Source organism: Paenibacillus rhizophilus, assembly GCF_003854965.1.
Lineage (GTDB): Bacteria > Bacillota > Bacilli > Paenibacillales > Paenibacillaceae > Paenibacillus_AQ > Paenibacillus_AQ rhizophilus.
Genome location: NZ_RQPI01000004.1, coordinates 285,462 through 308,231, shown reverse-complemented (window position 1 = coordinate 308,231; position 22,770 = coordinate 285,462). Strand labels below are relative to the sequence as shown.

Here is a 22,770-nt window from a genome sequence, read left to right as displayed (position 1 = left end):
TGGAAAAAAAAGCTTTAACAAGCTCGCTCCCTGCGCTGCTTAAATGGCAATAGCCAACCTTTTGCAGATTGGCTTACTTCGTTTTTTTGCGTCTCACTCTGCTGTATTTTCTTCTGCAGATACGGATAACGCATACTTTACTGGAAGTATGATAGACCAGCTTTCCGGGTCCGGCTTGGTTGAATTCCATGCGGGCGTCTTCGTCTGCAACAACGCGAATCGGCTCGACCTCGTCGATAAATCTTCGGGTGCCTTCCTGATGATATTCAAGGACAGAAAACAATACAAACCGGTTGGGAAACAGCTGTCTCATTTCTAGCCATTTCATCCCGCAATTCCCCCCTTGCTCCTGCGGCTCAATCCGCTCAGTGTCAAGCGCCGCGCTCAATGTCTCGTTCGAGTTCACCACAGTTTAGCACCTTTTGGAACAACTTTATAGCTTCAAAATATATCACATCCAAAAACAGGTAAAACAGGGTATACTCCCCCTTATAACAGGGAGGGATGAACGTGGACGATAATAGAGACGACCTGCGGCAGATTCTGGATTATTACAACGCGGGATCGGAAATCAACCGCCTTCAGTCGGGGATCGGCGTCATTGAATGGGAGCGGAGCAAACAGATCATCTCCCGTTACTTGTTCGACCGGCCTATGGTGATCTACGATATCGGCGGCGGAGCCGGGGCCTATTCGAGATGGCTTGCCGAACTAGGGCATGAGGTTCATCTGTTCGACCTATCCCCCGCTGCCGTGGAGTACGCCATTGCTCTTCAATCGCCCGGCGACATCCCCCCGATACACCGGATCGAGACCGCGGACGGGCGGAGAATCGCACGGAGCGGCGGAAGCGCCGACCTTATTCTGCTGATGGGACCGCTGTATCACTTGACTGAGAGAGACGAACGTTTGGATGCTCTAGAAGAAGCGTTCAGACTGCTCAAACCGGGCGGAACGCTGCTGGCCGCCGCCATTTCAAGGTTCGGGTCCACTCTCTGGGGTCTGTCCGTTTACGGACAAAAGAACGATATTCTTGAAGAACAGCCTTTTATGTCGATGATCGAACGCGAACTTGCGGACGGCCAGCATATCCGGCCCGAGGAATATCCAAATTTCATTGCAAGAGCTTTTTTTCATCTGCCGAATGAATTGAAGGAAGAAATCGAAGAATCCGGATTCAATCACCTGAGCACCGCCGCAGTAGAGGGGCCGGTCTGGATCGTGCCCGCTTTGGCGGAAAAATGGAGGAATCCTGAAAGCCGGGCGGCGCTGCTGAGGATCAGTTCCATCGTTGAAGAGCAGGAAAGCCTGCTGGGAATGAGTCCGCACCTGCTGGCTGCCGCCAAAAAGCGCAGTTAGACTTCCGGTCTACCACGGAATTACGGCAAGCTCGGGCCACTTGCTCTTCCACTTGTCCGCCTTGGCGTAATACGCGCTTTCCGTAACCAGAGTCTTGTTCGGCCTTACCGTCAGCCGGAACAAGTCCTCCAGGCCGAAAGGCGCGTAAATCCGCCAGCTTCCGTGTGCCTCCTTCCGCGCGCCAAGCGAGGAAGCTGTCGTCGGCCAGCTGTCGATCGCCGCTTCCAGAGAAGGGTAAGGCGCAAGGCCGACGCCGAACCGTTCGGGATACCACAGGTGAACACGGGCCTGATTCTTGATGTCGACAGGGAAGGGAAGCTCCGCGAAAAGGCGCTTTCCCCGCTCCACCACCCCGTTCTCTGCCTCGTAACCGAGGTCGGCATCATCAAAGTAGACGATATCGATATCCGAGACTCCGTACATCGGCGGCCTGCCCGTAAGTTCGTTCCAGACGGTCTGCACCAGGCAGCCCGCCCCGATATAGTACGGATGCGGACTGAGACTTTCCGCCCGTCCGAACAGCGAAAGCAACCATTCATTCCGTTCAAAAATGTTGGTGAGCCGGTCCCGCATTTCCTGCGTTTCGATCATCATAATTCCTCCCCTTCGGAGCCATGGCCATGGACAACGTTAACCGCACCCGGCAGTGTATTGCAAAATTTTTTGCGGTCCTTTGGGCCCCATCCTCCGAAGACCGTTGTCCTGAAAACCCGCGTCCAAGTATAGCCGCAGCGCCGAAATATTTTCTTCGTTGACACTTAACACGATTTCATCCGTTCCAGGATAACATGCGCTGACGAACGAGGGCAGCATTCTGAGCGCCGCCTTCGCGTAGCCTTTTCCCTGGCTTGAATAATCAATGAGGAATGCGCGAAACAGCATTGCCCGGGAACCGCCGCTGTACACATTGTCTATTCCTTCCCAGCCATGGAGTACAAAGAAACCCACGGCTTTGTCGCCCTCCACAACAACCGTAGGATGCCGGTTAACATCCTGCAAGGCCGGTTCCAGCGTATCAGCAGGCATACCCGTGAACTCTTCCTGCTCCTTCGGAAGAAAGAACGCAAGCAGGCTCTCCTTGTATTTATCCTCATATTCGACCAGCCGAACCGTACCGCTCATCGGCATGAAGCCTCCTTATGTTCCCTTAACTGAAGAAGTTCGAATGCTCTAAAGCTGATGCCCTCTGCCTACTGGAGAACCCGCTGAACCGGCAGGTCATAAACTCTAGGCTTCTGACTCTCATCCTGCTGGTACAGCACAAGCAAGAGGGTGCTTTCGCCGTCCTGCGGCGGCGCTCCTGCGTCCGGCGCGTCCGCTTCTCCGGCACCGCTTGCTCCCGCCTTCAGACCGCCGATGGACGCCAGCGCCTTCGCCAGGGGAAATGGCAATATCTCCAGCACCGCGTATTTTTGCAGCTCTCGTTCACTGATTCCAGTTGCCGGTATTCCCGCTGCCGACACTTCCGCTGCCGTTTCGCCAGAAGCAGCCGCCCTAGGTTCCCCCAGAAGCTGAGGCCGTTCGGCGATCTCCCGGAGATAGCGTCCCCATTCATTTTTGCCGAGGACCGGCTCCCACCACACTTTGCGCGGCTTGTACTTATGGCCGAGGAAATAATCGAGCTTCATGAGGCCCGTAATAATTTCCATCTCCGGCGTACCGCGTTCAAGCAGAAATTCGTTCAGCCGGGTGAACAGATCTTCCAGCTGGTGCCCGATCTTTTGCCAACCCCGCGCTTCCCAGTAATCGCCGAACTCTTGGAAGAAATCAAATGGAGATTCAAAAATATGGCGCATCAAATACTTAACCGTGTGGTCCAGCCGGTGGCTGTTCCAATATTTTTCCAGCACATCCTCCAGCCGCTTCAGCCGCACAATGTCCGAGAAGGGCATCACATGGCTGCTCAGGATTTCATACGGCGCATGCTCCATGTAGACATAATCATACTTAGCCGCCTGAGCGCGCAGCCCGGTGCCGCGCAGCATTTTGAGAAAGCCGAGCTGCAGCTCTTCCGGCTCCATGGCGAAGACATCGTTGAACGTTTTGCGGAACGTCGCGTAATCCTCCATCGGCAGGCCCGCAATCAGATCAAGATGCTGGTCGATGCTGCCGCTCTCCTTGATTTTCATGACCGTACGCGACAGCTTGGCAAAATTCTGGCGGCGCTTCACCAGCTCGTTCGTCTCGTCATTGGTGGACTGCACGCCGATCTCAAACCGGAAAATGCCGGGAGGCGCATTCTGCGCGAGAAAATCCAGCACCTCGGGGCGCATGATGTCGGCGGTAATCTCGAACTGGAAGACGCAGCCGCCATGATTGTCAATGAGGAACCGGAACATTTCCAGCGCGTACTCGCGGTTGATGTTGAAGGTGCGGTCCAGAAACTTGATCGTTTTGGCTCCATTCTGGATCAGATACAACAAATCCGCTTTGACCCGCTCAATATCATAATACCGGACGCCCACCTCAATGCTGGATAGACAAAACTGGCAGTTGAATGGACATCCCCGGCTAGTTTCGAAATAGGTAATTCTTTTGCTTAAATCCGGCAGATCCTCGGCAAAACGGTGCGGCGTGGGCAGCGTGTTCAGATCGGTCTTGGGACGCGGAGGGTTCACGATCACTTCTTCTCCCTTGCGGTAAGCCGCCCCGTACACAAAATGGAACTTGCGCCCGTCCCGCAGCTCCTGCAGCAGATGATGGAACGTCTCTTCCCCGTCGCCGCAGACGATGAAGTCAATGCCCGGCTCGCGGTTCATCCAGTACAGCGGCTCATAGGACACTTCCGGTCCCCCAAGGACGATCGTCACGCCTGGCATGATTTTCTTCAGGATGCCGATCAGCTTGACCGTCTCCTCGATGTTCCAGATGTAGCACGAGAACCCGATTACGTCCGGGGCCTTCTGAAACAGGTCGGAAACGATGTTCATCACCGGGTCTTTGATCGTGTACTCCGCCAGCTGAATGTCGAATTCATGCTGACTGTAAGCCTTGAGCAGACGGATGGCCAACGAGGTGTGGATATACTTGGCGTTCAATGTGGCCAGGACGATCTTCATGCTGCGTATGCTCCTTTACGATTCATTGGAATACAATTCACTTTGAAAAAAATCCAGAAATTCTTTGCCGTACTTGCGGTATTTCACTTCCCCGACGCCCTTTACCTTCATCATTTCTTCTTCCGTTTGCGGGCATACCACGCTCATCTCCCGCAGCGTCGCGTCGTTAAAAATTATATATGACGGCACATGCTCCCGGCCCGCCAGCTCGCGGCGAATCAGGCGCAGCTGCTCGAACACGGTTTCGTTGACAGCCGAAGGCGAAAGATCGCGGCTCCGGCTGCGGTCCCTGCCACCGGCTGACGGCCTGGACGGCCGGGCGACGCGCTGCCGTACCTCCCGCTGCCCGCGCAGCACCTCGGCTGCCGGCTGCTGGAGACGCACGACCGGGTACTGGCCTTCGGACAAGGCCAGATAGCCTTCGGAAATCAGCACATTGACGATTTCCGTAATTTCCTTCTCGGTGCGGCCGGACATGGCTCCATGGGTCGGCAGCTTGTCGAAGCCGTACTGCAGCACCTTCTGGCTGCGCGAGCCCTTCAGCACGGACGACACCAGCGCCACGCCGAAGCGCTCACGCATCCGGTGGATGCAGGAGAAGATCTTCTGCGCGTCGACGGTCATGTCGACGAGCTCGCGCTCATCGGTGCAGGAGCTGCAAATGCCGCAAGGCTTGTCCCCGTGGACCTCGCCGAAATAGTCGAGCATGGCACTCCGCAGACACCGGGTCGTATAGCAGTAATCAATCATCTGCTGAAGCTTGCGGTATTCGTTCTGTTTGCGCTCCGAATCCTGCGGATTCTGCTCGATCAGGAACTTCTGGGTCATGATATCCTGCGCGCTGAACAGCAGGATGCACTGGCTCGGCTCGCCGTCCCGTCCCGCGCGGCCCGCTTCCTGCACGTAAGCCTCCATATTCTTCGGCATATTGTAATGGATGACATACCGCACATTCGACTTGTCGATCCCCATGCCGAAGGCATTGGTCGCAACCATTACGCGGATATCGTCGTACAGGAACGCCTCCTGGCTCTCCGCCCGCTCGTCGTCGCTCATGCCCGCATGGTAGCGGCCCGCCGCGAATCCGGCATTCCGCAGACGCTGGTACAGGTCGTCGACCTCCTTGCGGGTAGCCGCGTACACGATTCCCGGCTGATGGGCATGCGAAGCGGTATACTCCAAAACGAATTCCTTCTTGTTCTCGCCCCTCAGCACCGACATCGCCAGATTGTCGCGGCCAAGGCCCGTTACAAAGACGCCCGGACCCCGCAGACGCAGCAACCGGAGCATATCCTCCATGACCTCCGGCGTCGCCGTCGCCGTGAAGGCGGCCAGAATCGGCCGTTCCGGAAGCTCCTCCACAAACGGCGATACCGCGAGGTAGCTGGTACGGAAATCATGGCCCCACTGGGAGACGCAGTGCGCCTCGTCTACCGCGACGCAGGATATGGACAATTCCGCCATCTCCAGGCGGAACCAGTCCAGCTCCAGCCGCTCGGGCGCGACGTAGAGCAGCTTCAGTTCTCCCCGGCGGGCGGCGCGGATGCGCTCGTTCACCTCTTTGCCGGTTAAGGTGCTGTTGATATAAGCGGCGGGAATTCCCGCCGTCGTCAGCGCGTCCACCTGATCCTTCATCAGGGAGATCAGCGGCGATACGACGAGCGTCAGGCCCGGAAGCAGCAGCGCCGGCACCTGATAGCAGATCGATTTGCCGCCGCCGGTCGGCATAATGCCGAGCGTGTCGCGGCCCTCCAGGAGACTCGCGACGATTTTCTTCTGGCCTTCCCGGAAATCGGGATAGCCGTAATATTTTTGCAGCATTTCCTGCGCATTTTCAATTGTAAGTTCCTGCGGATTCATATGGATCAAAACTCCTTAACAACTGTCTTCCTTTAGTTTACCGGACTTTGCGGCGAAGGGGCAACCGTACGCGGGAAATAGCGCGGATATACCGGAAGCCTGTGTCTTATGATCATGATTTTGTTTTTCATTTTGTTCTAAAATGAGAGTAAGAGGTGACCAATATGTCCAATTCCCTGCTGACCAAAAAAGCGCTGGCCCATTGTCTCAAAAAACGGATGGAGCATATCCCGCTAAATAAAATCACCGTAAAACAGCTGGTGAACGACTGCGGGCTGAACCGTCAGACGTTTTACTACCATTTTCACGATATTTTCGAGCTGCTGGGCTGGATATATCAGAAAGAGGCTGTCGACGGGATTGCCGATTACAGGGGCTACAATACATGGACGGAAGGATTTTATAAAATATTTCTGTACATTGAGAACAACCGCGCGTTCTGTCTCAATACACTGGAATCGCTTGGGAGAAACCATCTGGACGCCTACCTTTATTCCGTTACGAACGATCTTATTATGGGCGTCATTAATGAATTAGCCTCCGGTATAAGAGTGAGCGAGGAAGACAAGCTGTTTATCGCCAATTTCTATACGCTGGCGTTTAGCGGCCTGGTTATCCAGTGGATGAGAGACGGCATGAAGGAAAGCCCGAAGCTGATTATTGAACGGCTGAACGGACTCCTCGAAGGTCAATTCCTCAAATCCCTGCATAAATACGAGAAAGTCAACTGAGCCGGATCGCCAAAAATAAAAACTATACACTTTCGCGGAAGTGTCTAAAATCTGGACACTTCCCGGAGATTGATTATTCCTCTGCCTGCTCAATCGCATTACAGTGGACACAGATACAGCATTCAGCATATCTATGGAGGCGATTGTTGTGAAGGAAGAGGATAAGAACAAGCAGGTTTATTTTGTCGGCGGAGGTATTGCGTCCTTGGCGGGCGCCGCTTTTCTCGTTAGAGACTGCGACTTCCCGGGAATCGGCATTCATATTATCGAAGAAATGAACATTCTCGGCGGCAGCAACGACGGCGCGGGCAGCGAGGAGCACGGCTATGTGATCCGCGGCGGACGGATGCTGAATGACGAGACATACGAGAATACATGGGATCTCCTGATGTCGATTCCCTCGCTGGACCATCCCGGCAAATCAGTGCGGGAAGAGATCATAGCATTCGATGATGCGAATCCGACGCATTCCAATGCCAGACTTGTGAATGGAAATGGCGAAGTGGTCGATGTGATGTCGATGGGTTTCAATATGGCCGACCGGCTCGCCATGGGCAAACTGATCATTACGCCCGAAGAAAAAATGGGCAAGGCGCGCATCAGCGACTGGTTCGGCCCACATTTTTTCACGACGAATTTCTGGTACATGTGGGCGACGACGTTCGCGTTCCAGCCCTGGCACAGCGCGGTTGAACTGAAACGATACATGATCCGGTTCATGCATGAATTCCCGAGAATCCAGACCCTGGAGGGCGTAACCCGCACCCCGTACAACCAGTATGATTCGATTATTTTGCCGATGAAAAAGTATTTGGAGGATCATGGCGTCGACTTTACGCTGAAATGCACCGTGACCGATCTGGACTTCAAAGAAGGCGACGGCATTACCGTCACGTGTATGCATGTCGTCCGCTGCGGAGCCGAAGAGCTGATCGCAATCAATGAGGAAGATCTGGTCATTATCACGAACGGATCGATGACGGAAGGCTCCAGCCTCGGCTCGATGACCTCTGCTCCGCGCCTGAAAGAGAAAGGGAGCTCCTGGAAGCTGTGGGACCGCATCGCGGCGAAGAGACCCGGTTTCGGCAATCCTTCGTCCTTTGACGACCATATTGAGGAATCCAAATGGGAATCGTTCACGGTGACGTTCAGCGATACCGTCTTTTTCGATCTGATGGAACAATTCTCACGCAACCGCGCGGGTACCGGTGCTCTGGTCACGTTCAAGGATTCGAGCTGGCTGATGTCGGTCGTACTCGCGTACCAGCCCCATTTCCGGAATCAGCCGGAGCATATCCGGGTATTCTGGGGCTACGGCCTGTATCCCGACAAGGAAGGCGACTTCGTGAAGAAGAAAATGTCCGATTGCACCGGGGAAGAAATTATGACCGAGCTGCTGGGCCATCTGCATTTCGATGAACACAAAGAAGCCATTATGGCGACAGCCAACTGCATTCCGTGCATGATGCCGTTCATTACCGCGCAGTTTATGCCAAGAGCCGCCCGCGATCGGCCGAAGGTCGTGCCGGACGGCTCCACCAATCTAGCGTTCATCGGCCAGTTCTGCGAAATCCCGGACGACGTCGTATTCACCGAGGAATACTCGGTCCGTGCGGCAAGAATCGCCGTCTATACGCTGCTTGGCGTGAACAAGCCGATTGCGCCGATCAACAAGTACCAATACGACGTGCGGACGTTGTTCACGAGCTTTGTCACTTCGTTCCGGTAAAGCTAATTGCTCAGTGGAATTTATCCATTCTTCTATGTCAAAAAAGGGGAGGCGCGTTCTGCGTCTCCCCTTCTCCGCATGGCGCGGATCTCGGCGTTAGACGCTGCAGGAGCCGTCCCCGCAGCCTTCATTGCCGGATGCGTCGTCTGAGCCGCCGATCACACGGAGCGTCGGTTCCTGCTGCTCCTCCGACCAGACCTGATCCAGCACCTCGGAGAATACCGGTCCGGGCTGGGCTCCGGAAATGGCGTACTTATTATTAAACACAAAGAACGGAACGCCGGTAACGCCGAGCCGCTGCGCGGCCGAGATATCCGCCTTCACTTCATCGGCGTAAGCGTCCGAATTCAGCACCGTCACCGCTTCTTCCTTATCCAATCCGGCTTCTGCCGCGAGTGCCGCCAGCGTTTCACTGTCACCCAAATTCAGCCCGTCCGTAAAGTAGCCCTGCATCAGACGCTCCGTCAGCTCGGCTTCAAGTCCCTTCGATTTGGCGTATTGCGCCAGCCGGTGGCTGTCATACGTATTGGCGTGAATCATGGTGTCGAATTTGAAGTCGAGACCCACGCCCAGCGCCTGATCGGCAACCTGCGCGTTCATCGTTTTGGCCTGCTCAGCGGTGATGCCGTATTTTGCGGCCAATAATTCATGGATGCTCTTGCTGGTCGGACCGGCCTCCGGGTCAAGCTGAAAGCTGCGAAATTCGACTTCCACCTTGTCACGATCTGGAAACTGGCTCAGCGCGTGCTCAAGCCGTCTTTTGCCTATATAACAGAAAGGACAGACATAGTCGGACCAAACCTCTATTTTCATGGATAAACCTCCGATACAACTGCTAATTTTTCATTACTCACCTACTATTATATAGTAAAATTACGAAATTTCCATCTTTATTGGGGTCGGGCCAAGGCAATCGCTCAATGGATTTATGGTGGATAGATTTTATAGAACAAGAAGGCACTTTCGACCATGGGATCGTGACCTCCTTCGCGCTCCAACATCAAGGGAACCGGGTCAAGATGGTTGTGATTTTTAGTTCAGCTGCTTGCAAACGTGCTAAAGTGCAGGTTTTTTTGATCGAAAGCGTTGGTTTCCAGGAAATTCGCCCTATTGTGCAGGAATTTAAGGTTGTGCTGGCTGCATTTGAGGTTGGACTGGCGAGAAACTGTATTTTGGCAGGCATGTTATAGAATGAAGGTTTCAAGGCGAAAAAAGATGTACAATTTCAGGTTTTCTGCATGATTTGGTTCATCGCGCCCCGTTTCAATTCGTACCGCCCGGGCATGTTTGCCCGTCGTTCCCGCAGAAGCGTAAGGCTACGTTCAGGATGGTGAGCGACGTCGTCGTAGACAAAAGAGATGACCTGAAAATCCATAGTAACTAAAAAAGTTTCCAAGTTCAGTTCGTTGCATTATTATCATTTCACCATTACAGCCTGATTGCCAGCAGACAATCGCTTACGAATTTTTGACAGAAATTTAAACAAAAGCACGAATTGTCATGAAAAATAATTCCCTGCTCCGTCATATCTGAGTTATGATAGAAACGATGTGATCAAGAATCTACGTTATGGATGGTGGAACATGTTCAAGAACAAAAAAACGGCGCTGCTCCTCGCCGCACTCGTTATTATTATCGCCGCTGCCGTTGGAGCGTGGCTGTTCCTCGGGAGCAAGGGAGACGGCGAACCGAATTCCACGCAGGGCGGCTCGCAGGTATCGGGGGACGGAGAAACGAAATCGCTCTCACAGCAGTTTTTCATTTACGATACGGTAGTCAATATCAAGATTTTCGGTGACACGGTATCCCAGAAGAATATGGACGATATTCAGCAAATGCTGGAACGAATGGATATAGAATTCAGCCGCACCAAGGAAGGCGGCGAAATCTACGACGTTAACCTGGCTGCCGGCAAACAAGCGGTTGCCGTGTCGGATGAGACGCTGGACGCGGTAAAACAATCCGTCAAATACGCTCAGGAAATGGATGGCTTGTTCGATCCTACCATCGGTCCGCTGGTGGACCTTTGGAATATCGGCAGCGGCGGAGACCATGTTCCTCCTCAAGCGGAGATCGATAAAGCCAAGAGCCTGACGAACTACAAGGATATCATCATCGACGAGAAAGCCAAGACGGTCAAGCTAGCCAAAGAGGGAATGGTGCTTGATCTCGGCGGTATAGGCAAGGGCTACGCGGCGGACCGGATCGCCGATTATCTGAAGGCGCAGGGGCTGGACAGCGCGATGATCAATCTCGGCGGAAGCAGCATTATTGGCCTCGGAACCAAGCCCGGCGGTTCGCAGTGGAACATCGGACTGCAGGACCCCGACAAGAGCCGGGGCACCCAGCTTGGAACGATCAAGATCAGCGATGAAGTCATCGATGCGTCCGGAGTATACGAAAGGTTCTTCATGCAGGACGGCGTAAGGTATCATCATATTCTCGATCCGCGGACGGGCTATCCCGGCCAGCTTGGCCTCAAGAGCCTGACCATCATGAGTCCCAACGCAACCGACGCGGACGCCCTTTCCACCGGCGTATTCCTGATGGGGGCCCAGGACGGCTTGAAGTACCTGCAGTCTCTTCCGGAAAAAGTCGAAGGTTTCTTTATTACCGAAGACAACAAAATTTACGCAACGCCCGGAATCCGGGAGCGGCTGGTGCTGACCGACCCGACGTACAGCTTCGGGAATTGACGGAAGCGGCAGACGCCGGCCGGCATAGGGAGTAACCGCAACGTTCGCAATTTGCAAAGAAAGGGATACCGGAATGCTGTTCCGGTATCCCTTTCTTATATGCCGTCTGCGGATGAGGTACTAGTACTTATCCACAACGGCGCCCAGGACAGCCCCCCGGACAAAAGATTGACCGTCCAGGATCTGCAGTTCTTTCGCGGTCCCGGTGACAACGACGCCCAGGATGCGGACATCGCCGGTGTCCGGCTCGGCTTTGTCTTTTTTCAAATAGTTGTAAATTCGCCGATATTCACTGTAGTAGGTCCCTTTCTGCTGAACTCCCACCTTTAAGCTCCCAATAAAGTCCGCCGGGTCTGGCTGGTCGGAGTAGGGTCTGACTCCAAAACCGTACACTCTGTAAGTGGGCAAAAGGGGCTGCGGATATACGATCACACCTTTCTCATCCTTGTGAGGCTCAAGACCGAAGTCCTTCCAGTCATCATACGTATCGACCCAATACCATACGGTCCGTACATCCGCAGGCAGCATGGCCTTCACCTCGGCAAAGGAAAACGCCTTGTCGAAAGACAGCGCCATTTCCACCAGCTTGCCGGATTCCATCTGCGAAAGTGCCGGAGTATCGTTTAACACTTTACCGTTATAATTGACACCCGGCACATAGAACAGCAGCTCTCTTTGGCCGTTATCGGGATTATATCTTCGGTTATATTCATACCCCTGCGCTTTCAACGCCGGATCATTCCCCTCCAAACTGGCGGTTCCGCCATGTACCCCGGTAGTAAACGGAAACCCCGGCACATAGTAATTGATCCATTTTTCACGCCATGGGACGGGCACTCCCTCCACCATCTTGTAAGTATCCAGTTCCAGTACCCCGGAAAGAAACCCTCGCCGGTCCTTGTGTCCGGGTTCCAGGTACTCATTCGGACTGCTGATTGACATATAGCCGTATTCATCGAACATCCTTTCTGACGACTCATGATCGATCAGATGGGCAGCGCCGATAAAAATAGCGGCCAACGTAATGAGACTTACAGCGAGGGATATCAAAACATTGCGAATTAACGTTTTTCGTTTGGCTCTTTGAATGGTTTTCGTAAGACTTTGATCCTCTTGTCCTTCCCAGGGAGCGGTCATTTATTCCTCACCTCCGTAATGGTTTTGAAATTGCTGTCTTGCGCGGTACAAGGAAGCTTTCACCTTCCCCTCGCTGATGCCCAAGAGGCCCGCCATCTCTTTATAGGACAGCTCCATCTCGTATTTCATCAGTATCAGTTGTCTGTGCGCAGGATTCAGCTTCCCGAGAATGCGCTCGATCAGGTCTTTTTGCTCCCGCCTCAGCAGAGTTTCTTCCGGCAGTCCGCTCTCCGAAGCGGCATAATCTCCGGGTTCCTCGTCATAGTGAAACCGTCTCTGCCTTCGGCACAGATCATAATAGCGGTTGATCGCAACCTTATACAGCCAAGCGCTGAACTTGCGTTCGTCGATCGCTTCAAGATACAGCAGCGCCTTATAGACCGTGTCCTGTACAATGTCCTCCGCATCGGCGGCGCCAGCGCCCAATCGGATTAAATAACGGCGGATCTCCGCCATTTTAGGTTGAAGCAGCTGCTCCAGGTGCCCGGGCCCCATCCTGCACCTCCTTTCGGTGATATAACGATGCAGCGGCCGGAATGTTGTTGTTGTCCGAAATTTTTTGGCAGAAATATTATGTATTGCAACGCGTAAACCTATAGCTGCACTGAGCCATTTAAGCGGAAAAACTCCAGCTAAATTATCCAAAATAGGCCTATTGAGAGCCATTCTGGAGAAATAGCTGGAGTTTTTCCATGTAATTCGCTAATCTCGCAAGAACAAGGAGGATTAGACGGAGCTTTTCCCTCTAACGTGTGAAGGCTCCCCTTTTCATCCTTTTCTTATAAATATATAAGATTATGGGTTATTCGCTTAAACGATCGGCAGACCGGCAAACTCTTCATAATTCCGGAAAATATAGGTCGGAGTATGAGCGGTGGCCGGTTTCTTTCCTCTCGGATTGTACCAGCACATTTCCCAGCCCGCATCAAGGGCGCCGACTACATCGTTATGCCAGGTATCGCCGACATAGACGCTGTTTCCCGCTTCCGTCCCCGTCTTCCGGTTGACATAAGCGAAAATTCCCGGGTCCGGCTTGGCGATGCCGACGGCGTCCGAAACGAAGATCCGATCCATGGGAATCAGCTTGTCCACACCGAGTCCGCGGATTTTGCTCATTTGATGATCTACCGGCCCGTTGGTAATGATGCCTACCACATGCCCATCGGCCATAAGCCGTTTCAACTGCGGGAGAACGCCGTCAATCATCTTGATGTTGTACTGGCGGCTGATATAGCCTTCCTGCACAAGCGCCGCCTGCTCCCGGGTGAGAGGAATCCCGAGTTCCTCAAATGCGATTTCCATCCGCCGCACCCGCGTCTCCTTCAGCGTAAACTCCCCTTGCAGATACTTCGGCCATAGCTGGTCGCTATGGTATCTGACCCGGTCGAATAAATGCAGCACATCCAGCACGCTCTCGTCCGGCTTAATCACTTCCCTCACCGCTTCCCGGAAAGGAACCAAATGATCATAAAGCGTGTCGTCCAAATCAAAAAAAATAGCCCGTTTCCCGCTGCTTTCCATTTCAACGCCCCTTAGTCTCTACTAATGCTGGAGGACCGGACTTAAGCCGTTATCCCCAAGTATTATAGTCAGAAAAAAAGATTGTAGCTGTAAAATTCGTCATCCCTGATGTAGCCCTGCTTCTCGTACAGCCGCTGAGCGGTAAAATTATCGGTCCATGTGGTAAGCGTCAGCCCCTTCGTGCCGGTCTCCTGCGCATACGCGCGGGCCGCTTCCATCAGCACCGCACCTGCGCCACTTCCCCGCGCCTCTTCCGAGACGTACAAATCGTTCAGAATCCACAGCCGCTGCATCGTAACCGACGAAAAAGAGGGGTACAGCTGCGTAAAGCCGACCGCGCGTCCGGCGCCGCCCTCTTCCTCCTGTTCAACCGCCAGAAAAATAACCGACTCCTGCTTATTAAGCCGTTCTTCCAAAAACGCCCTCACGCGCTCCCGGTCCGATTCCTGTCTGTAAAAGATCCGATACCCGTCGAACAAAGGTACGATCTTTTCCAAATCCTCAAGCCCCGCCCGCACCGCAACATACCGTGTCACTTTCATCGCTCCCTTTTGTCAAAGCCATTATACCGTCATTGTAAAATCGGCCTCAGCGCTTTGCCATGGAGAAATTGCCGCATTATTTGGACTAATCCCGGCCTGCCGCCGCCTGAACATTCGAAAGGCCGATCCAGTACCGGCAGTACCGGTTGTCCAGCTCGGCCAGCCGCCCCCCGTTGTTCTCGATGACGCGCCGCGACCCTTCATTGCCCTCTTCGCAGGTAAGGAGCACCCGGTCGATGCCCAGCTCGGACGCTTTGCCCAGCAGCCCGGACAGCAGAGCCGTGCCGTAGCCTCTTCTCCGCGCGGTAGGCCGGATGCAATAACCGATATGGCCCCCGGTAACAAGCAGGCTGTCGGTCAGCCGGTGACGGAGCTTGCCATAGCCCACCGGCCTGCCGTCCGCATACAGGAAATACAGGGTTTGCGGCACATGTCCCGGAGGCAGATCGATCCCGGAGGAATAATCGCGCAGCACCGGAAGTAGGTTCAGAAATTTGGAATATCCGGCAGTATAGAGGCTGTTCACAAACCCGTTCTCTCCGGGGCCGATTTCGCGGGCCATCTCGTAAATCTTTTTATCTTCCGGAACCGCCAGCTCCCGCAGTTCAAAAGCCATGTCTCCTCATCCTTTCGACTCGTAAAAAATATGGCGGGCTTCGATCTTTCCACCCTCAATATCCATCAGTCCGAAGGAATACAGCTTCTCCCGCCGTTTATCCGTAGGCGAGCCCGGATTGAACAGCAGCACGCCGTTCTCGCTCCGCATCAGCGGTTGATGCGAGTGGCCGAACAGGATGCAGTCAAGGCTCTCGCCGGCAAACGCCCTTAGCGCATTGCTGTCCGTCCCCTTGCCGGTATACGGCCGATGCCCGTGAACCATACCGATGCGCGCGCCCGCAAGTGTTATGATTTTGCGTTCGCCGAAGCGCCGCACAATCTCGCTTCCGTCATTGTTTCCGGCAATTCCTTCTACCGGAGCCAAAGCGGACAGCTCGTCATAGACGGCCAGATCGACCCAATCGCCCAGATGCAGAATCAGCTCGACTCCGGCCAGACCTTCCGTCAGCGCCTTCGGCAGCTTCGCCATCCGGCCCATGTGCGTATCCGAAACGATTCCCACTTTCATATAGGTCAGCTCCCCGCTTTATTTGAATAAGCATTATGCCAAAACTCTTAAATGAACATTGTAAATGATTGTAAGACGAAGCTATGGGTTCGTCCACTGGCGGCTTCCCCGCTTCGCCATTATAGGAGCCGAGCGAAGCCAGACTGTAAGCGGCAATGAGCGGGCCGAGAGACGCGAACGAGGTTCTGCCGGATGAATTGACCGGTGATTCTCCAGTTCCTGGACGTCTTGGACGTTCCTTTGTCGCGGCGCTACGCATGATTCGCCTTCGGCATCGTCAGCTTCACCATGCCCTTCAGCCGGTCATAATTCATGGCGATGTGCAGCGACCGGCAAATCTCATCAAGCGGAACGAGCAGCATGCCTTGTCTGAACTCCGGCTGGATGCCGGAAAACAGCACGCCGCGCCCGTTAACCGTCAGTTCCCGTTTGGGCACAAACTTTCTGATCCGGTCTATCGTCTCGGCGGGTGTACGCAGATTGCTTCCCGCGTTGATGCGGTCAGCATTCGTCTCGCCCCTGTCTGCCAGGCCTTCCTTCACGGTGAAAGTCAGGGGAATCCCAAGCGAACCCGCTGCGGTCATCACGCGGTCATTGTATGAACCGTACGGAAAGGCAAGCGCTGAGTCGGTATTGCCGAGCTCCTCCTTCAGCCTGCGCTCAGCCAATCCGAGATCCCCGGTCACTCTGCGGTAATATTCTTCGTTGTACTCGCTGCGCGTTTCGTCGTCAATGTACAGCAGCGCGCTGAGCGCCGGCTCCTCCCCTCCTTCGGCATCTACGGGGGCGAAATAATGCAGGTCATAGGTATGATTGAAGAAGCCCATGCCGAATTTTTTCATCTCCCGCATCTGGCTCCAGGTCAGCTTGGGCAAGCCTCCCTTGCCGGGGTTGTCGACATCGGAGACGATGACGAAGTTCACCGCCGTGTAGCCATATTTTCGCAAGACAGGAAATGCCAGCTTATAGAAGCTCTCATAGCCGTCATCGAAGGTAAGCAGCACCGCATTATCCGGAACCTTGCCGTCAGCAAGCATAAACCGCCGGTACTGCCCCATTGTAATCACATGATAGCCGTCCTTTTTCAGCAGCATCATCTGCTCGGCGAACCGGTCCTCCGACAAAACCGAGGGCAGCAGCGGTTTCCGGGATAGGTGGTGGTACATCAAGACCGCCACTTTGTCTCTATAATAGACCCCTTTCGGCAAAGGAGCCGGCCGATCCCAGCGGATATTTGCGCCCAGAAGTCTTTCGGCGAACTTTTGCGGAACGAGCAGCTCATGATCCGAGTATTCGAAGGGACCGGATGCTTTTATCACCCGCCCGCCAACCTCAAAATCGACATCACGGAACTTTGGTCTGAAACCGAAAATAGCGGCAAGACCGATCAGGATTAGGGCAGCCAATACAGGGGCGATTATTTTTCTCAATGTGAAGTTCTCCTTACAATTTGGCAGTCTCGCTTCCATTTGTACCCTAATCATATTCCGCCTCTTCACTCATTTAGTTACAACTTTTTAATCTTTGCAGGGCGTTTTATGATCACGAGGCCGCTTGGGCAGAGGGCTTAAAAAAAGCCGGCCGAATGTCCCGGACAGCTTCTTCTTGTATTATTTATATTTCCGCCAGTCTTGGCTGCTGTTCTCCAGCAGATGGGCAAAATCGTTGTCCAGGCGCTTCTGCTCCGTCTTGCGCGCTTCCTCCGCCGCCTTCCGCTCCGCTTCTTTGCGGCTGGCCTCCTCATTCTTCAGCTCATCGGCCTGCGCCTTGAGCTTGTTCAGCACTTCGCTGCTCAGCAGGTCCTTTAAGGTAGCCTGAGCCTCCTCTTTGCCCGCCCGCGGAGCGTTCGGCATTTTCTTCTTTTTTGCCATTGCAATTCCCTCCTTTAAGTACTTAAATTTGTTTAGGTCCATTGCCTTTTCGTTTATAATAGTAAGCAAGAGGTGAGACTCATGAAGCAGACTTCCTTATGTCCCCGTCTGCAAAAAAGCATGGATATTATCGGAAAGCGTTGGACCGGTCTGATCATTTACCAGCTGCTTCAAGGACCCCAGCGTTTCGGCAGCATCGAAGCCTCCCTTCCTCTCAGCGGAAGACTTCTATCCGAGAGGCTGAAGGATCTGGAGCAGGAGGGCATCGTGCGCCGGGAAGTGTTCCCTGAGACGCCGGTGCGCATTCAATATTCTCTGACCGAAAAAGGAATGGCGCTTGAATCGGTTATCCGTGGTTTGGAACATTGGTCCCGGGACTGGATTGAAGCCGATTCCGAATGCAATAGCCCGCACACCTGAACGATCTAAGATCGCCGTATAAAAGGGAAACCGGCCAGGCCGGTTTCTTTTTTTTCACCATCAAAGAGTTCAGATGCTTTAAACCTTTCGTCCAACAATAACCAGATCGCGCAGTATCCCGTCCATATCGGCTACTCCCGGCAGCAGCCCCCAGCGTTCAAAGCCGAACTTCTTCAAAAGTCCCAGACTTGGCCCGTTATGCCCGAATACCAATCCGACCAGATTGCTTATCCCCAGCCGCCCGCATTCTTCGAGTGCTTTGCCCACAAGCAGGCTTCCGGCTCCGGTTCCCCTGTATTTTTCGTTTACATAAATGCTCAATTCGGCCGTTCCGTTATAGGCCGGTCTTTCATGGAACGACTGAAAGCTCAGCCAGGCCGCAATTTCTCCGTCCTTCTTGAGCACCCACAGCGGGCGGTGGCCGCTGCCATGCTCATGAAACCAGGCAAGCCTGTCCTCCACGCCCACGGGTTCTAGGTCGGCCGTAACCATCCTGCCCGCTATAGTGGAATTATAAATGGCCACAATACCCGCCAGATCCTCCAGCGTAGCGTCTTCAATATTGCTCTCCTGCCAATCCATCCGTTCATCCCTCCATCAAGCGCGTACTAGTTTCAAAGTAATCCATGGCCGTATGGAAAGTCAATTCATAACGTCTGACTATGAAATGCCCGAGCCGCAAGGGCTTCGGCAGCCCCTGGCCTTTTGCAGGCGAATGGATTAAGATATTCTCTATTCATTGTACAATATTTGAAAGGAAGTGAACCGGGAGCCCTCCCGAAAAAGATGAAGCTCTCGCAATCGGTTATCGCGCTGAAAGTGCCCATGCTTTCCCCCGTGTTCGGGCCCACCGAAATTTATCCGGCGCTGCTGAAAGACGAAGACGGCCTGACACTTATTGATACAGGCATGCTCGGACAATTCGATGCCTTGAAGCAGACGGTCGAAGATGCCGGAGCGGAAATATCCGACATCAAGCGTGTTCTTATTACGCATCAGGATATCGATCATATCGGAAACCTGCCGGAACTCGTAAGCCGGATACCCGAATTGGAAGTTCTGGTTCACGCGGACGATATTCCTTATCTGAACGGCAGTCTTCCGCTGATCAAATTCTCCAAGGAGCGCATCGCGCAGATGTCCGGCGAGTTCAAGGATCTGGCCCTGCATTTTCTTGAAGGTCTACCCGGTCTTGGCGGATTCACGGTCCTGCAGGACGGAGATGTGCTGCCCTTGGGCGGCGGGGTGGAAGTCATCCATACGCCTGGGCACACCCCTGGGCATATCTGCCTGTATTTCCGAAAAGACAAGCTGCTGCTGGCAGCCGACGAACTGCGAGTCGTGGCCGGCAAGCTCGCCGGCCCCTCGGAAATGGCGACGCCGGACATGCCGCTTGCGCTGCGCAGCCTCCGCAACCTGGAGGGGCGGCCGATCGACAGGGTGCTCTGCTACCATGGCGGTTTGTACGAAGGCAGTCCGCAGCAGCTTATTGAGGAGTTAGCCTGAATTGAATCGAAGGGAGAGCAATGCACAAATGAATGAAGCACTTAAACATCTGGAACAGGAAATGACTGCGGAAGGGCTGGACGCCCTGCTTGTCACCGATCCCAAGCATGTATACTATCTGACCGGCTTCGCCAGCAATCCGCATGAGCGGTTTCTCGGCCTGCTGCTTGTCCGCGGCGAGGAGCCGGTGCTTGTCGTGCCCGTGCTCGACGCCGAGTCGGCGCATGCCTCGTCGACTGTCTCCTCCATCGTGACGCACAGCGACACGGATGATCCGTACAGCCTGCTGAAGAGCCGCTTCGGGACCAAGCTCGGAAAGCTCGGCATTGAGAAAGAGCATGTCTCCGTAGCGCGCTTTGAGTTACTGTCGAACGCCGCCCAGGCGGACGGCTTTGCCGACATCGGCCCTCTTCTGCGCCGGATGCGCGCCATCAAATCGCCCGGGGAGATCGAGCGGATGGAGCATGCCGCCAAGCTGGTTGAAGAAGTGCTGCGCCAAGGGCTTACCCATGTGAAGGAAGGCGTGAGCGAGATCGAGCTTGTTGCGGAGCTGGAGTATTTGATGAAAAAGCTTGGCGCAGCCGGTCCCTCTTTCGATACGATGGTGCTGTCCGGGACTAACACCGCCCTCCCGCACGGCGTTCCCGGCAGCCGTCTTATCGCGCCGGGCGACCTGCTGATGTTCGATCTCGGCGTATTCGCGGACGGCTATGCTTCCGACATTACCCGCACCTTCGCCGTGGAGCGGGCGGACAGCGAGCTGGTCCGCATCTATGATACCGTGCTGGCCGCCAACGAGGCCGGCATTGCCGCCGCCAAAGCCGGAGCTTCATACGGCTCGGTCGACCTGGCCGCGCGGACCGTTATCGAAGAAGCGGGATACGGTTCTTATTTTGTTCACCGCGTGGGCCACGGCCTTGGCATGGATACGCATGAATATCCTTCCCTGCACGGCCTGAATGAGGACATCATGGAGAGCGGTAACGTCTTCACGGTAGAGCCAGGCATTTATGTTCCGGGACTGGGCGGCGTGCGGATCGAAGACGAGGTGCTTGTCACAGAAGGCGGCGCCCGGACGCTGACCCGGTTCCCGAAAGGCTGGACCGTGCTGGAATTGTAATTTCAGGTCGAATTGAACCTTCCGCCATAGGATTTGTAACAAAGAGAGAGCCGCGCTTAATATTAGCGATTAGCGGTTCTCTCTTTTTTAGTTGATACAGAAATTCGGAAATTGCGGTTCCCCTGATATTGCAGAAAAAAGAAGAATCTTTCGCAAGAATTCGCAAAAAAAATTGAATTGCAGAAAATTATACCTTACATCCGAGCATTTTTCTCTATTCAACCGCGGGTTAATTATATAAAATAGAATCCATGCACATCCCTGCATGTCTTTATACAGGGTGCCAGGTAGGATAAAAGACCTAATCATCTGTCAATTTCCTGCTGTCCTGCCAAATCGCTTACGGATGGGAATTTATTATTTGTTTAAAAAGGAGAGAACCGCATGTTTCGGATCAGGCATTCCATCGGCCGGAGATTTATGTTGTTGCTGCTCGCTGCCCTTTTGTTTACTTCGCTTACGCTTAGTATCAGCTTTTATTTCATTTCCGTGAATACCATCAACAGCTACGTCGTCCCGCAGATCGATAAACTGCTCGGTGCGGCTTCGCAGGACGTGTTCAAGGCTCTGAATACGACCAACGCCCAGCAGGCCCGAAGCAACGATCAGGCAGCGACGAATGTCGAATTTTATTTCAAGGACAAGCGGACCCAGCATAATGTGGAGACGATTTTTCTGGCGGACTACAATAATGGCAAAGCCGTCGTGCTGAGCGCGGATCACGGTTCGGCGCTTAAACGAAAGGAAGAGCTGGAAGTGACCCCGGCCCTGGAGCAGGCCTCCAAGGGAAAACCCGCTATCAGCACCATTTACAGCGACAGTCATGGAGTACATAAAACGGCCTATGTCGGCATACCCGGCAGCGGCCTTATCGTCGGCGTCAGCTCGGACCTGACTTTTGTCGAAGACAAGATGAAGAGCATTCTGTGGACCAGTGCCGGTATCACGCTGCTGGCCCTGATCATCAGCATGACCGCGGCCCTGTTCATGAGCCGCCGAATTACACGGCCGATTACCCGGCTCGCCGCATACAGCGACCGGCTGGCCGAGGGCGATTTCACTCAGGAGCTGGTTGTTAAAGGACATGACGAAATCTCCAGGCTGGCCGAGAGCTTCCAGACAATGACCCTGCGCCTGAAAGAGCTGATCGGTCAGGTGTTGCACACCTCAGACACCGTTATGGCCGATTCCAACGATCTGAAGGGACGCGTGGACGGCATCCGCGATATGGCGGAGCGTTCCAGCGAATCGGTCGAAGACATCGGAAAAGGCAGCGCGTTAATCGCAGGCAGCGCGGCCGATAATGCCCGCGCCATGGAAGAAATCAGCTCGGGCATCCAGCATATCGCTTCCGCGGCGGGCGAAGTGACCGAGCAGATCCATGAAGCCTCCGCCGAAGCAATCAGCGGCAACGGCACGGCTCAAAGCGCCGTTGAACAGATGCGCCAGGTCGGGCGGGCTTCCAAGGAATCGCTGGAGCAGTTCCGCAAAATGGACGAGCAGTCGCAGAAAATCGGCTACATCGTCCAAGGCATATCGGAGATCACCAAACAAATCCAGATGCTCTCCCTCAACGCTTCCATCGAGGCGGCGCGGGCGGGCGAGCATGGCCGCGGCTTCGCCGTTGTCGCCGGTGAAGTGCGCAAGCTGTCGGAGCAGTCCAGAGAAGCCACCGAGAAGATCCGCGAGTTCCTTCTGAGCCTGCAGGAGGAAATGCAGCGGTCTGTGGCCAGCATGAACGAGGTGAATGCCGAAGTCGCTTCCGGCGTGGGCAAAGTCGAAGAAGCGGGCAATGCCTTCAACCACCTTGCCGTACTCATTCAAAGCATCAACCACAGCATCCAGTCCGTTTCCGCAGCCACCCAGCAAATTTCGGCGGGAACCGAGGAAGTGACCGCGTCCGTAGAAGAAACCGCGCAGATTACTGCGAAGTCGCAGGCGGGCGCCGAAGCGCTGGCCGATAATTACCATTCCCAGCAGGAACAGCTGGATGGCCACGCAAAGACTGTGGAGCATTTACACGAGCAGACGCTTAAAATGCAGGAAGCGGTCCGGAAGTTCAAAATATAACGCACGGGAAAAAGGTCCCGGCA

The 22,770-nt window shown here is 54.2% G+C and carries 25 protein-coding genes; 10 read left to right on the top strand and 15 right to left on the bottom strand.

Annotated elements, in window-relative coordinates; translation table 11 throughout:
• Positions 1–73: 73 nt before the first annotated feature.
• Positions 74–328: a hypothetical protein gene (locus EH198_RS10655; protein ID WP_124695509.1), complete on the bottom strand. Its 255-nt coding sequence runs from the start codon at positions 326–328 to the stop codon at positions 74–76.
• 182 nt (positions 329–510) lie between these two features.
• Between EH198_RS10655 and EH198_RS10650 the strand changes: the two genes are divergently transcribed.
• Complete coding sequence (locus tag EH198_RS10650; protein WP_246014188.1) at positions 511–1,359, top strand: class I SAM-dependent methyltransferase; 849 nt, start codon at positions 511–513, stop codon at positions 1,357–1,359.
• A gap of 9 nt (positions 1,360–1,368) precedes the next feature.
• On the opposite strand, the gene EH198_RS10645 is transcribed toward EH198_RS10650, so the two are convergent.
• The 4 genes from EH198_RS10645 to recQ form a co-directional block, all read right to left on the bottom strand.
• On the bottom strand, positions 1,369–1,950 hold the full coding sequence (locus tag EH198_RS10645; protein WP_246014186.1) for a nucleotidyltransferase family protein: 582 nt from the start codon (positions 1,948–1,950) through the stop codon (positions 1,369–1,371).
• 39 nt (positions 1,951–1,989) lie between these two features.
• Positions 1,990–2,481, bottom strand: coding sequence for a GNAT family N-acetyltransferase (locus EH198_RS10640; RefSeq protein ID WP_185702839.1), 492 nt, complete (start codon positions 2,479–2,481; stop codon positions 1,990–1,992).
• Between the two features lie 68 nt (positions 2,482–2,549).
• Positions 2,550–4,418 carry a B12-binding domain-containing radical SAM protein gene (locus tag EH198_RS10635; protein WP_124695505.1) on the bottom strand — a complete coding sequence of 623 codons (1,869 nt, stop codon included), beginning with the start codon at positions 4,416–4,418 and terminating at the stop codon, positions 2,550–2,552.
• Between the two features lie 15 nt (positions 4,419–4,433).
• On the bottom strand, positions 4,434–6,278 hold the full coding sequence (gene recQ, locus EH198_RS10630; RefSeq protein ID WP_124695504.1) for a DNA helicase RecQ: 1,845 nt from the start codon (positions 6,276–6,278) through the stop codon (positions 4,434–4,436).
• A gap of 164 nt (positions 6,279–6,442) precedes the next feature.
• On the opposite strand from recQ, the gene EH198_RS10625 reads away from it, so the two are divergent.
• Both EH198_RS10625 and EH198_RS10620 read left to right on the top strand, forming a co-directional pair.
• The gene (locus EH198_RS10625) at positions 6,443–7,009 is read left to right on the top strand and encodes a TetR-like C-terminal domain-containing protein (protein WP_124695503.1); all 567 of its coding nucleotides are present in this window, start codon (positions 6,443–6,445) and stop codon (positions 7,007–7,009) included.
• Positions 7,010–7,142: 133 nt separating this feature from the next.
• Positions 7,143–8,738, top strand: a complete 1,596-nt coding sequence (locus EH198_RS10620; protein WP_124695502.1) for an oleate hydratase — start codon at positions 7,143–7,145, stop codon at positions 8,736–8,738.
• A gap of 96 nt (positions 8,739–8,834) precedes the next feature.
• Here the strand turns inward: EH198_RS10620 and EH198_RS10615 are convergent, their stop codons facing one another.
• Complete coding sequence (locus EH198_RS10615; RefSeq protein WP_124695501.1) at positions 8,835–9,551, bottom strand: DsbA family oxidoreductase; 717 nt, start codon at positions 9,549–9,551, stop codon at positions 8,835–8,837.
• A gap of 107 nt (positions 9,552–9,658) precedes the next feature.
• Between EH198_RS10615 and EH198_RS10610 the strand changes: the two genes are divergently transcribed.
• Positions 9,659–9,928, top strand: coding sequence for a hypothetical protein (locus EH198_RS10610; RefSeq protein ID WP_124695500.1), 270 nt, complete (start codon positions 9,659–9,661; stop codon positions 9,926–9,928).
• Between the two features lie 393 nt (positions 9,929–10,321).
• Entirely contained in the window at positions 10,322–11,434 is a 1,113-nt protein-coding gene (locus EH198_RS10605; RefSeq protein WP_124695499.1) for an FAD:protein FMN transferase, read from the top strand.
• A gap of 120 nt (positions 11,435–11,554) precedes the next feature.
• Here the strand turns inward: EH198_RS10605 and EH198_RS10600 are convergent, their stop codons facing one another.
• The 6 genes from EH198_RS10600 to EH198_RS10575 form a co-directional block, all read right to left on the bottom strand.
• Positions 11,555–12,571: an anti-sigma factor gene (locus tag EH198_RS10600; protein ID WP_124695498.1), complete on the bottom strand. Its 1,017-nt coding sequence runs from the start codon at positions 12,569–12,571 to the stop codon at positions 11,555–11,557.
• A complete protein-coding gene (locus tag EH198_RS10595) occupies positions 12,572–13,066 on the bottom strand; it encodes an RNA polymerase sigma factor (protein WP_124695497.1) in 495 nt (164 codons plus the stop codon). It lies immediately after the preceding gene.
• 315 nt (positions 13,067–13,381) lie between these two features.
• Positions 13,382–14,092 carry an HAD family hydrolase gene (locus EH198_RS10590; protein ID WP_124695496.1) on the bottom strand — a complete coding sequence of 237 codons (711 nt, stop codon included), beginning with the start codon at positions 14,090–14,092 and terminating at the stop codon, positions 13,382–13,384.
• Between the two features lie 68 nt (positions 14,093–14,160).
• Complete coding sequence (locus EH198_RS10585) at positions 14,161–14,634, bottom strand: GNAT family N-acetyltransferase (RefSeq protein WP_124695495.1); 474 nt, start codon at positions 14,632–14,634, stop codon at positions 14,161–14,163.
• A gap of 85 nt (positions 14,635–14,719) precedes the next feature.
• Positions 14,720–15,250, bottom strand: a complete 531-nt coding sequence (locus EH198_RS10580; protein ID WP_124695494.1) for a GNAT family N-acetyltransferase — start codon at positions 15,248–15,250, stop codon at positions 14,720–14,722.
• 6 nt (positions 15,251–15,256) lie between these two features.
• Entirely contained in the window at positions 15,257–15,760 is a 504-nt protein-coding gene (locus EH198_RS10575; protein WP_124695493.1) for a metallophosphoesterase family protein, read from the bottom strand.
• A gap of 64 nt (positions 15,761–15,824) precedes the next feature.
• Between EH198_RS10575 and EH198_RS25340 the strand changes: the two genes are divergently transcribed.
• Positions 15,825–15,956: a hypothetical protein gene (locus tag EH198_RS25340; RefSeq protein ID WP_281278003.1), complete on the top strand. Its 132-nt coding sequence runs from the start codon at positions 15,825–15,827 to the stop codon at positions 15,954–15,956.
• Positions 15,957–16,011: 55 nt separating this feature from the next.
• On the opposite strand, the gene EH198_RS10570 is transcribed toward EH198_RS25340, so the two are convergent.
• Together EH198_RS10570 and EH198_RS10565 are read right to left on the bottom strand one after the other, a co-directional pair.
• A complete protein-coding gene (locus EH198_RS10570; RefSeq protein ID WP_185702838.1) occupies positions 16,012–17,190 on the bottom strand; it encodes a polysaccharide deacetylase family protein in 1,179 nt (392 codons plus the stop codon).
• Positions 17,191–17,370: 180 nt separating this feature from the next.
• Positions 17,371–17,631: a YqkE family protein gene (locus EH198_RS10565; protein WP_124695491.1), complete on the bottom strand. Its 261-nt coding sequence runs from the start codon at positions 17,629–17,631 to the stop codon at positions 17,371–17,373.
• 81 nt (positions 17,632–17,712) lie between these two features.
• On the opposite strand from EH198_RS10565, the gene EH198_RS10560 reads away from it, so the two are divergent.
• Positions 17,713–18,051 carry a winged helix-turn-helix transcriptional regulator gene (locus tag EH198_RS10560; RefSeq protein ID WP_124695490.1) on the top strand — a complete coding sequence of 113 codons (339 nt, stop codon included), beginning with the start codon at positions 17,713–17,715 and terminating at the stop codon, positions 18,049–18,051.
• A 78-nt stretch (positions 18,052–18,129) separates the two neighbouring features.
• Here EH198_RS10560 and EH198_RS10555 read toward each other — a convergent pair whose 3' ends face one another.
• Complete coding sequence (locus EH198_RS10555) at positions 18,130–18,633, bottom strand: GNAT family N-acetyltransferase (RefSeq protein WP_124695489.1); 504 nt, start codon at positions 18,631–18,633, stop codon at positions 18,130–18,132.
• A gap of 204 nt (positions 18,634–18,837) precedes the next feature.
• Here EH198_RS10555 and EH198_RS10550 point away from each other — a divergent pair, with 204 nt between their 5' ends.
• The 3 genes from EH198_RS10550 to EH198_RS10540 all read left to right on the top strand — a co-directional run bounded on the left by EH198_RS10550 (position 18,838) and on the right by EH198_RS10540 (position 22,747).
• Entirely contained in the window at positions 18,838–19,557 is a 720-nt protein-coding gene (locus EH198_RS10550) for an MBL fold metallo-hydrolase (protein ID WP_124695488.1), read from the top strand.
• Positions 19,558–19,585: 28 nt separating this feature from the next.
• Positions 19,586–20,677, top strand: coding sequence for a M24 family metallopeptidase (locus EH198_RS10545; RefSeq protein WP_124695487.1), 1,092 nt, complete (start codon positions 19,586–19,588; stop codon positions 20,675–20,677).
• A gap of 384 nt (positions 20,678–21,061) precedes the next feature.
• The gene (locus tag EH198_RS10540) at positions 21,062–22,747 is read left to right on the top strand and encodes a methyl-accepting chemotaxis protein (RefSeq protein ID WP_124695486.1); all 1,686 of its coding nucleotides are present in this window, start codon (positions 21,062–21,064) and stop codon (positions 22,745–22,747) included.
• Positions 22,748–22,770: the final 23 nt, after the last annotated feature.

Bases quoted from the DNA above. Each gene is read 5' to 3' on its own strand.
- EH198_RS10595 (WP_124695497.1), bottom strand. From the start codon at position 13,066: ATGGGGCCCGGGCACCTGGAGCAGCTGCTTCAACCTAAAATGGCGGAG.
- EH198_RS10590 (WP_124695496.1), bottom strand. From the start codon at position 14,092: ATGGAAAGCAGCGGGAAACGGGCTATTTTTTTTGATTTGGACGACACG.
- EH198_RS10655 (WP_124695509.1), bottom strand. From the start codon at position 328: ATGAAATGGCTAGAAATGAGACAGCTGTTTCCCAACCGGTTTGTATTG.
- EH198_RS10540 (WP_124695486.1), top strand. From the start codon at position 21,062: ATGTTTCGGATCAGGCATTCCATCGGCCGGAGATTTATGTTGTTGCTG.
- EH198_RS10640 (WP_185702839.1), bottom strand. From the start codon at position 2,481: ATGAGCGGTACGGTTCGGCTGGTCGAATATGAGGATAAATACAAGGAG.
- EH198_RS10600 (WP_124695498.1), bottom strand. From the start codon at position 12,571: ATGACCGCTCCCTGGGAAGGACAAGAGGATCAAAGTCTTACGAAAACC.
- EH198_RS10560 (WP_124695490.1), top strand. From the start codon at position 17,713: ATGAAGCAGACTTCCTTATGTCCCCGTCTGCAAAAAAGCATGGATATT.
- EH198_RS10605 (WP_124695499.1), top strand. From the start codon at position 10,322: ATGTTCAAGAACAAAAAAACGGCGCTGCTCCTCGCCGCACTCGTTATT.
- EH198_RS10565 (WP_124695491.1), bottom strand. From the start codon at position 17,631: ATGGCAAAAAAGAAGAAAATGCCGAACGCTCCGCGGGCGGGCAAAGAG.
- EH198_RS10550 (WP_124695488.1), top strand. From the start codon at position 18,838: ATGAAGCTCTCGCAATCGGTTATCGCGCTGAAAGTGCCCATGCTTTCC.
- EH198_RS10620 (WP_124695502.1), top strand. From the start codon at position 7,143: ATGGAGGCGATTGTTGTGAAGGAAGAGGATAAGAACAAGCAGGTTTAT.
- EH198_RS25340 (WP_281278003.1), top strand. From the start codon at position 15,825: ATGATTGTAAGACGAAGCTATGGGTTCGTCCACTGGCGGCTTCCCCGC.
- recQ (WP_124695504.1), bottom strand. From the start codon at position 6,278: ATGAATCCGCAGGAACTTACAATTGAAAATGCGCAGGAAATGCTGCAA.
- EH198_RS10575 (WP_124695493.1), bottom strand. From the start codon at position 15,760: ATGAAAGTGGGAATCGTTTCGGATACGCACATGGGCCGGATGGCGAAG.
- EH198_RS10580 (WP_124695494.1), bottom strand. From the start codon at position 15,250: ATGGCTTTTGAACTGCGGGAGCTGGCGGTTCCGGAAGATAAAAAGATT.
- EH198_RS10615 (WP_124695501.1), bottom strand. From the start codon at position 9,551: ATGAAAATAGAGGTTTGGTCCGACTATGTCTGTCCTTTCTGTTATATA.
- EH198_RS10645 (WP_246014186.1), bottom strand. From the start codon at position 1,950: ATGATCGAAACGCAGGAAATGCGGGACCGGCTCACCAACATTTTTGAA.
- EH198_RS10635 (WP_124695505.1), bottom strand. From the start codon at position 4,418: ATGAAGATCGTCCTGGCCACATTGAACGCCAAGTATATCCACACCTCG.
- EH198_RS10545 (WP_124695487.1), top strand. From the start codon at position 19,586: ATGAATGAAGCACTTAAACATCTGGAACAGGAAATGACTGCGGAAGGG.
- EH198_RS10555 (WP_124695489.1), bottom strand. From the start codon at position 18,633: ATGGATTGGCAGGAGAGCAATATTGAAGACGCTACGCTGGAGGATCTG.
- EH198_RS10585 (WP_124695495.1), bottom strand. From the start codon at position 14,634: ATGAAAGTGACACGGTATGTTGCGGTGCGGGCGGGGCTTGAGGATTTG.
- EH198_RS10610 (WP_124695500.1), top strand. From the start codon at position 9,659: ATGGATTTATGGTGGATAGATTTTATAGAACAAGAAGGCACTTTCGAC.
- EH198_RS10625 (WP_124695503.1), top strand. From the start codon at position 6,443: ATGTCCAATTCCCTGCTGACCAAAAAAGCGCTGGCCCATTGTCTCAAA.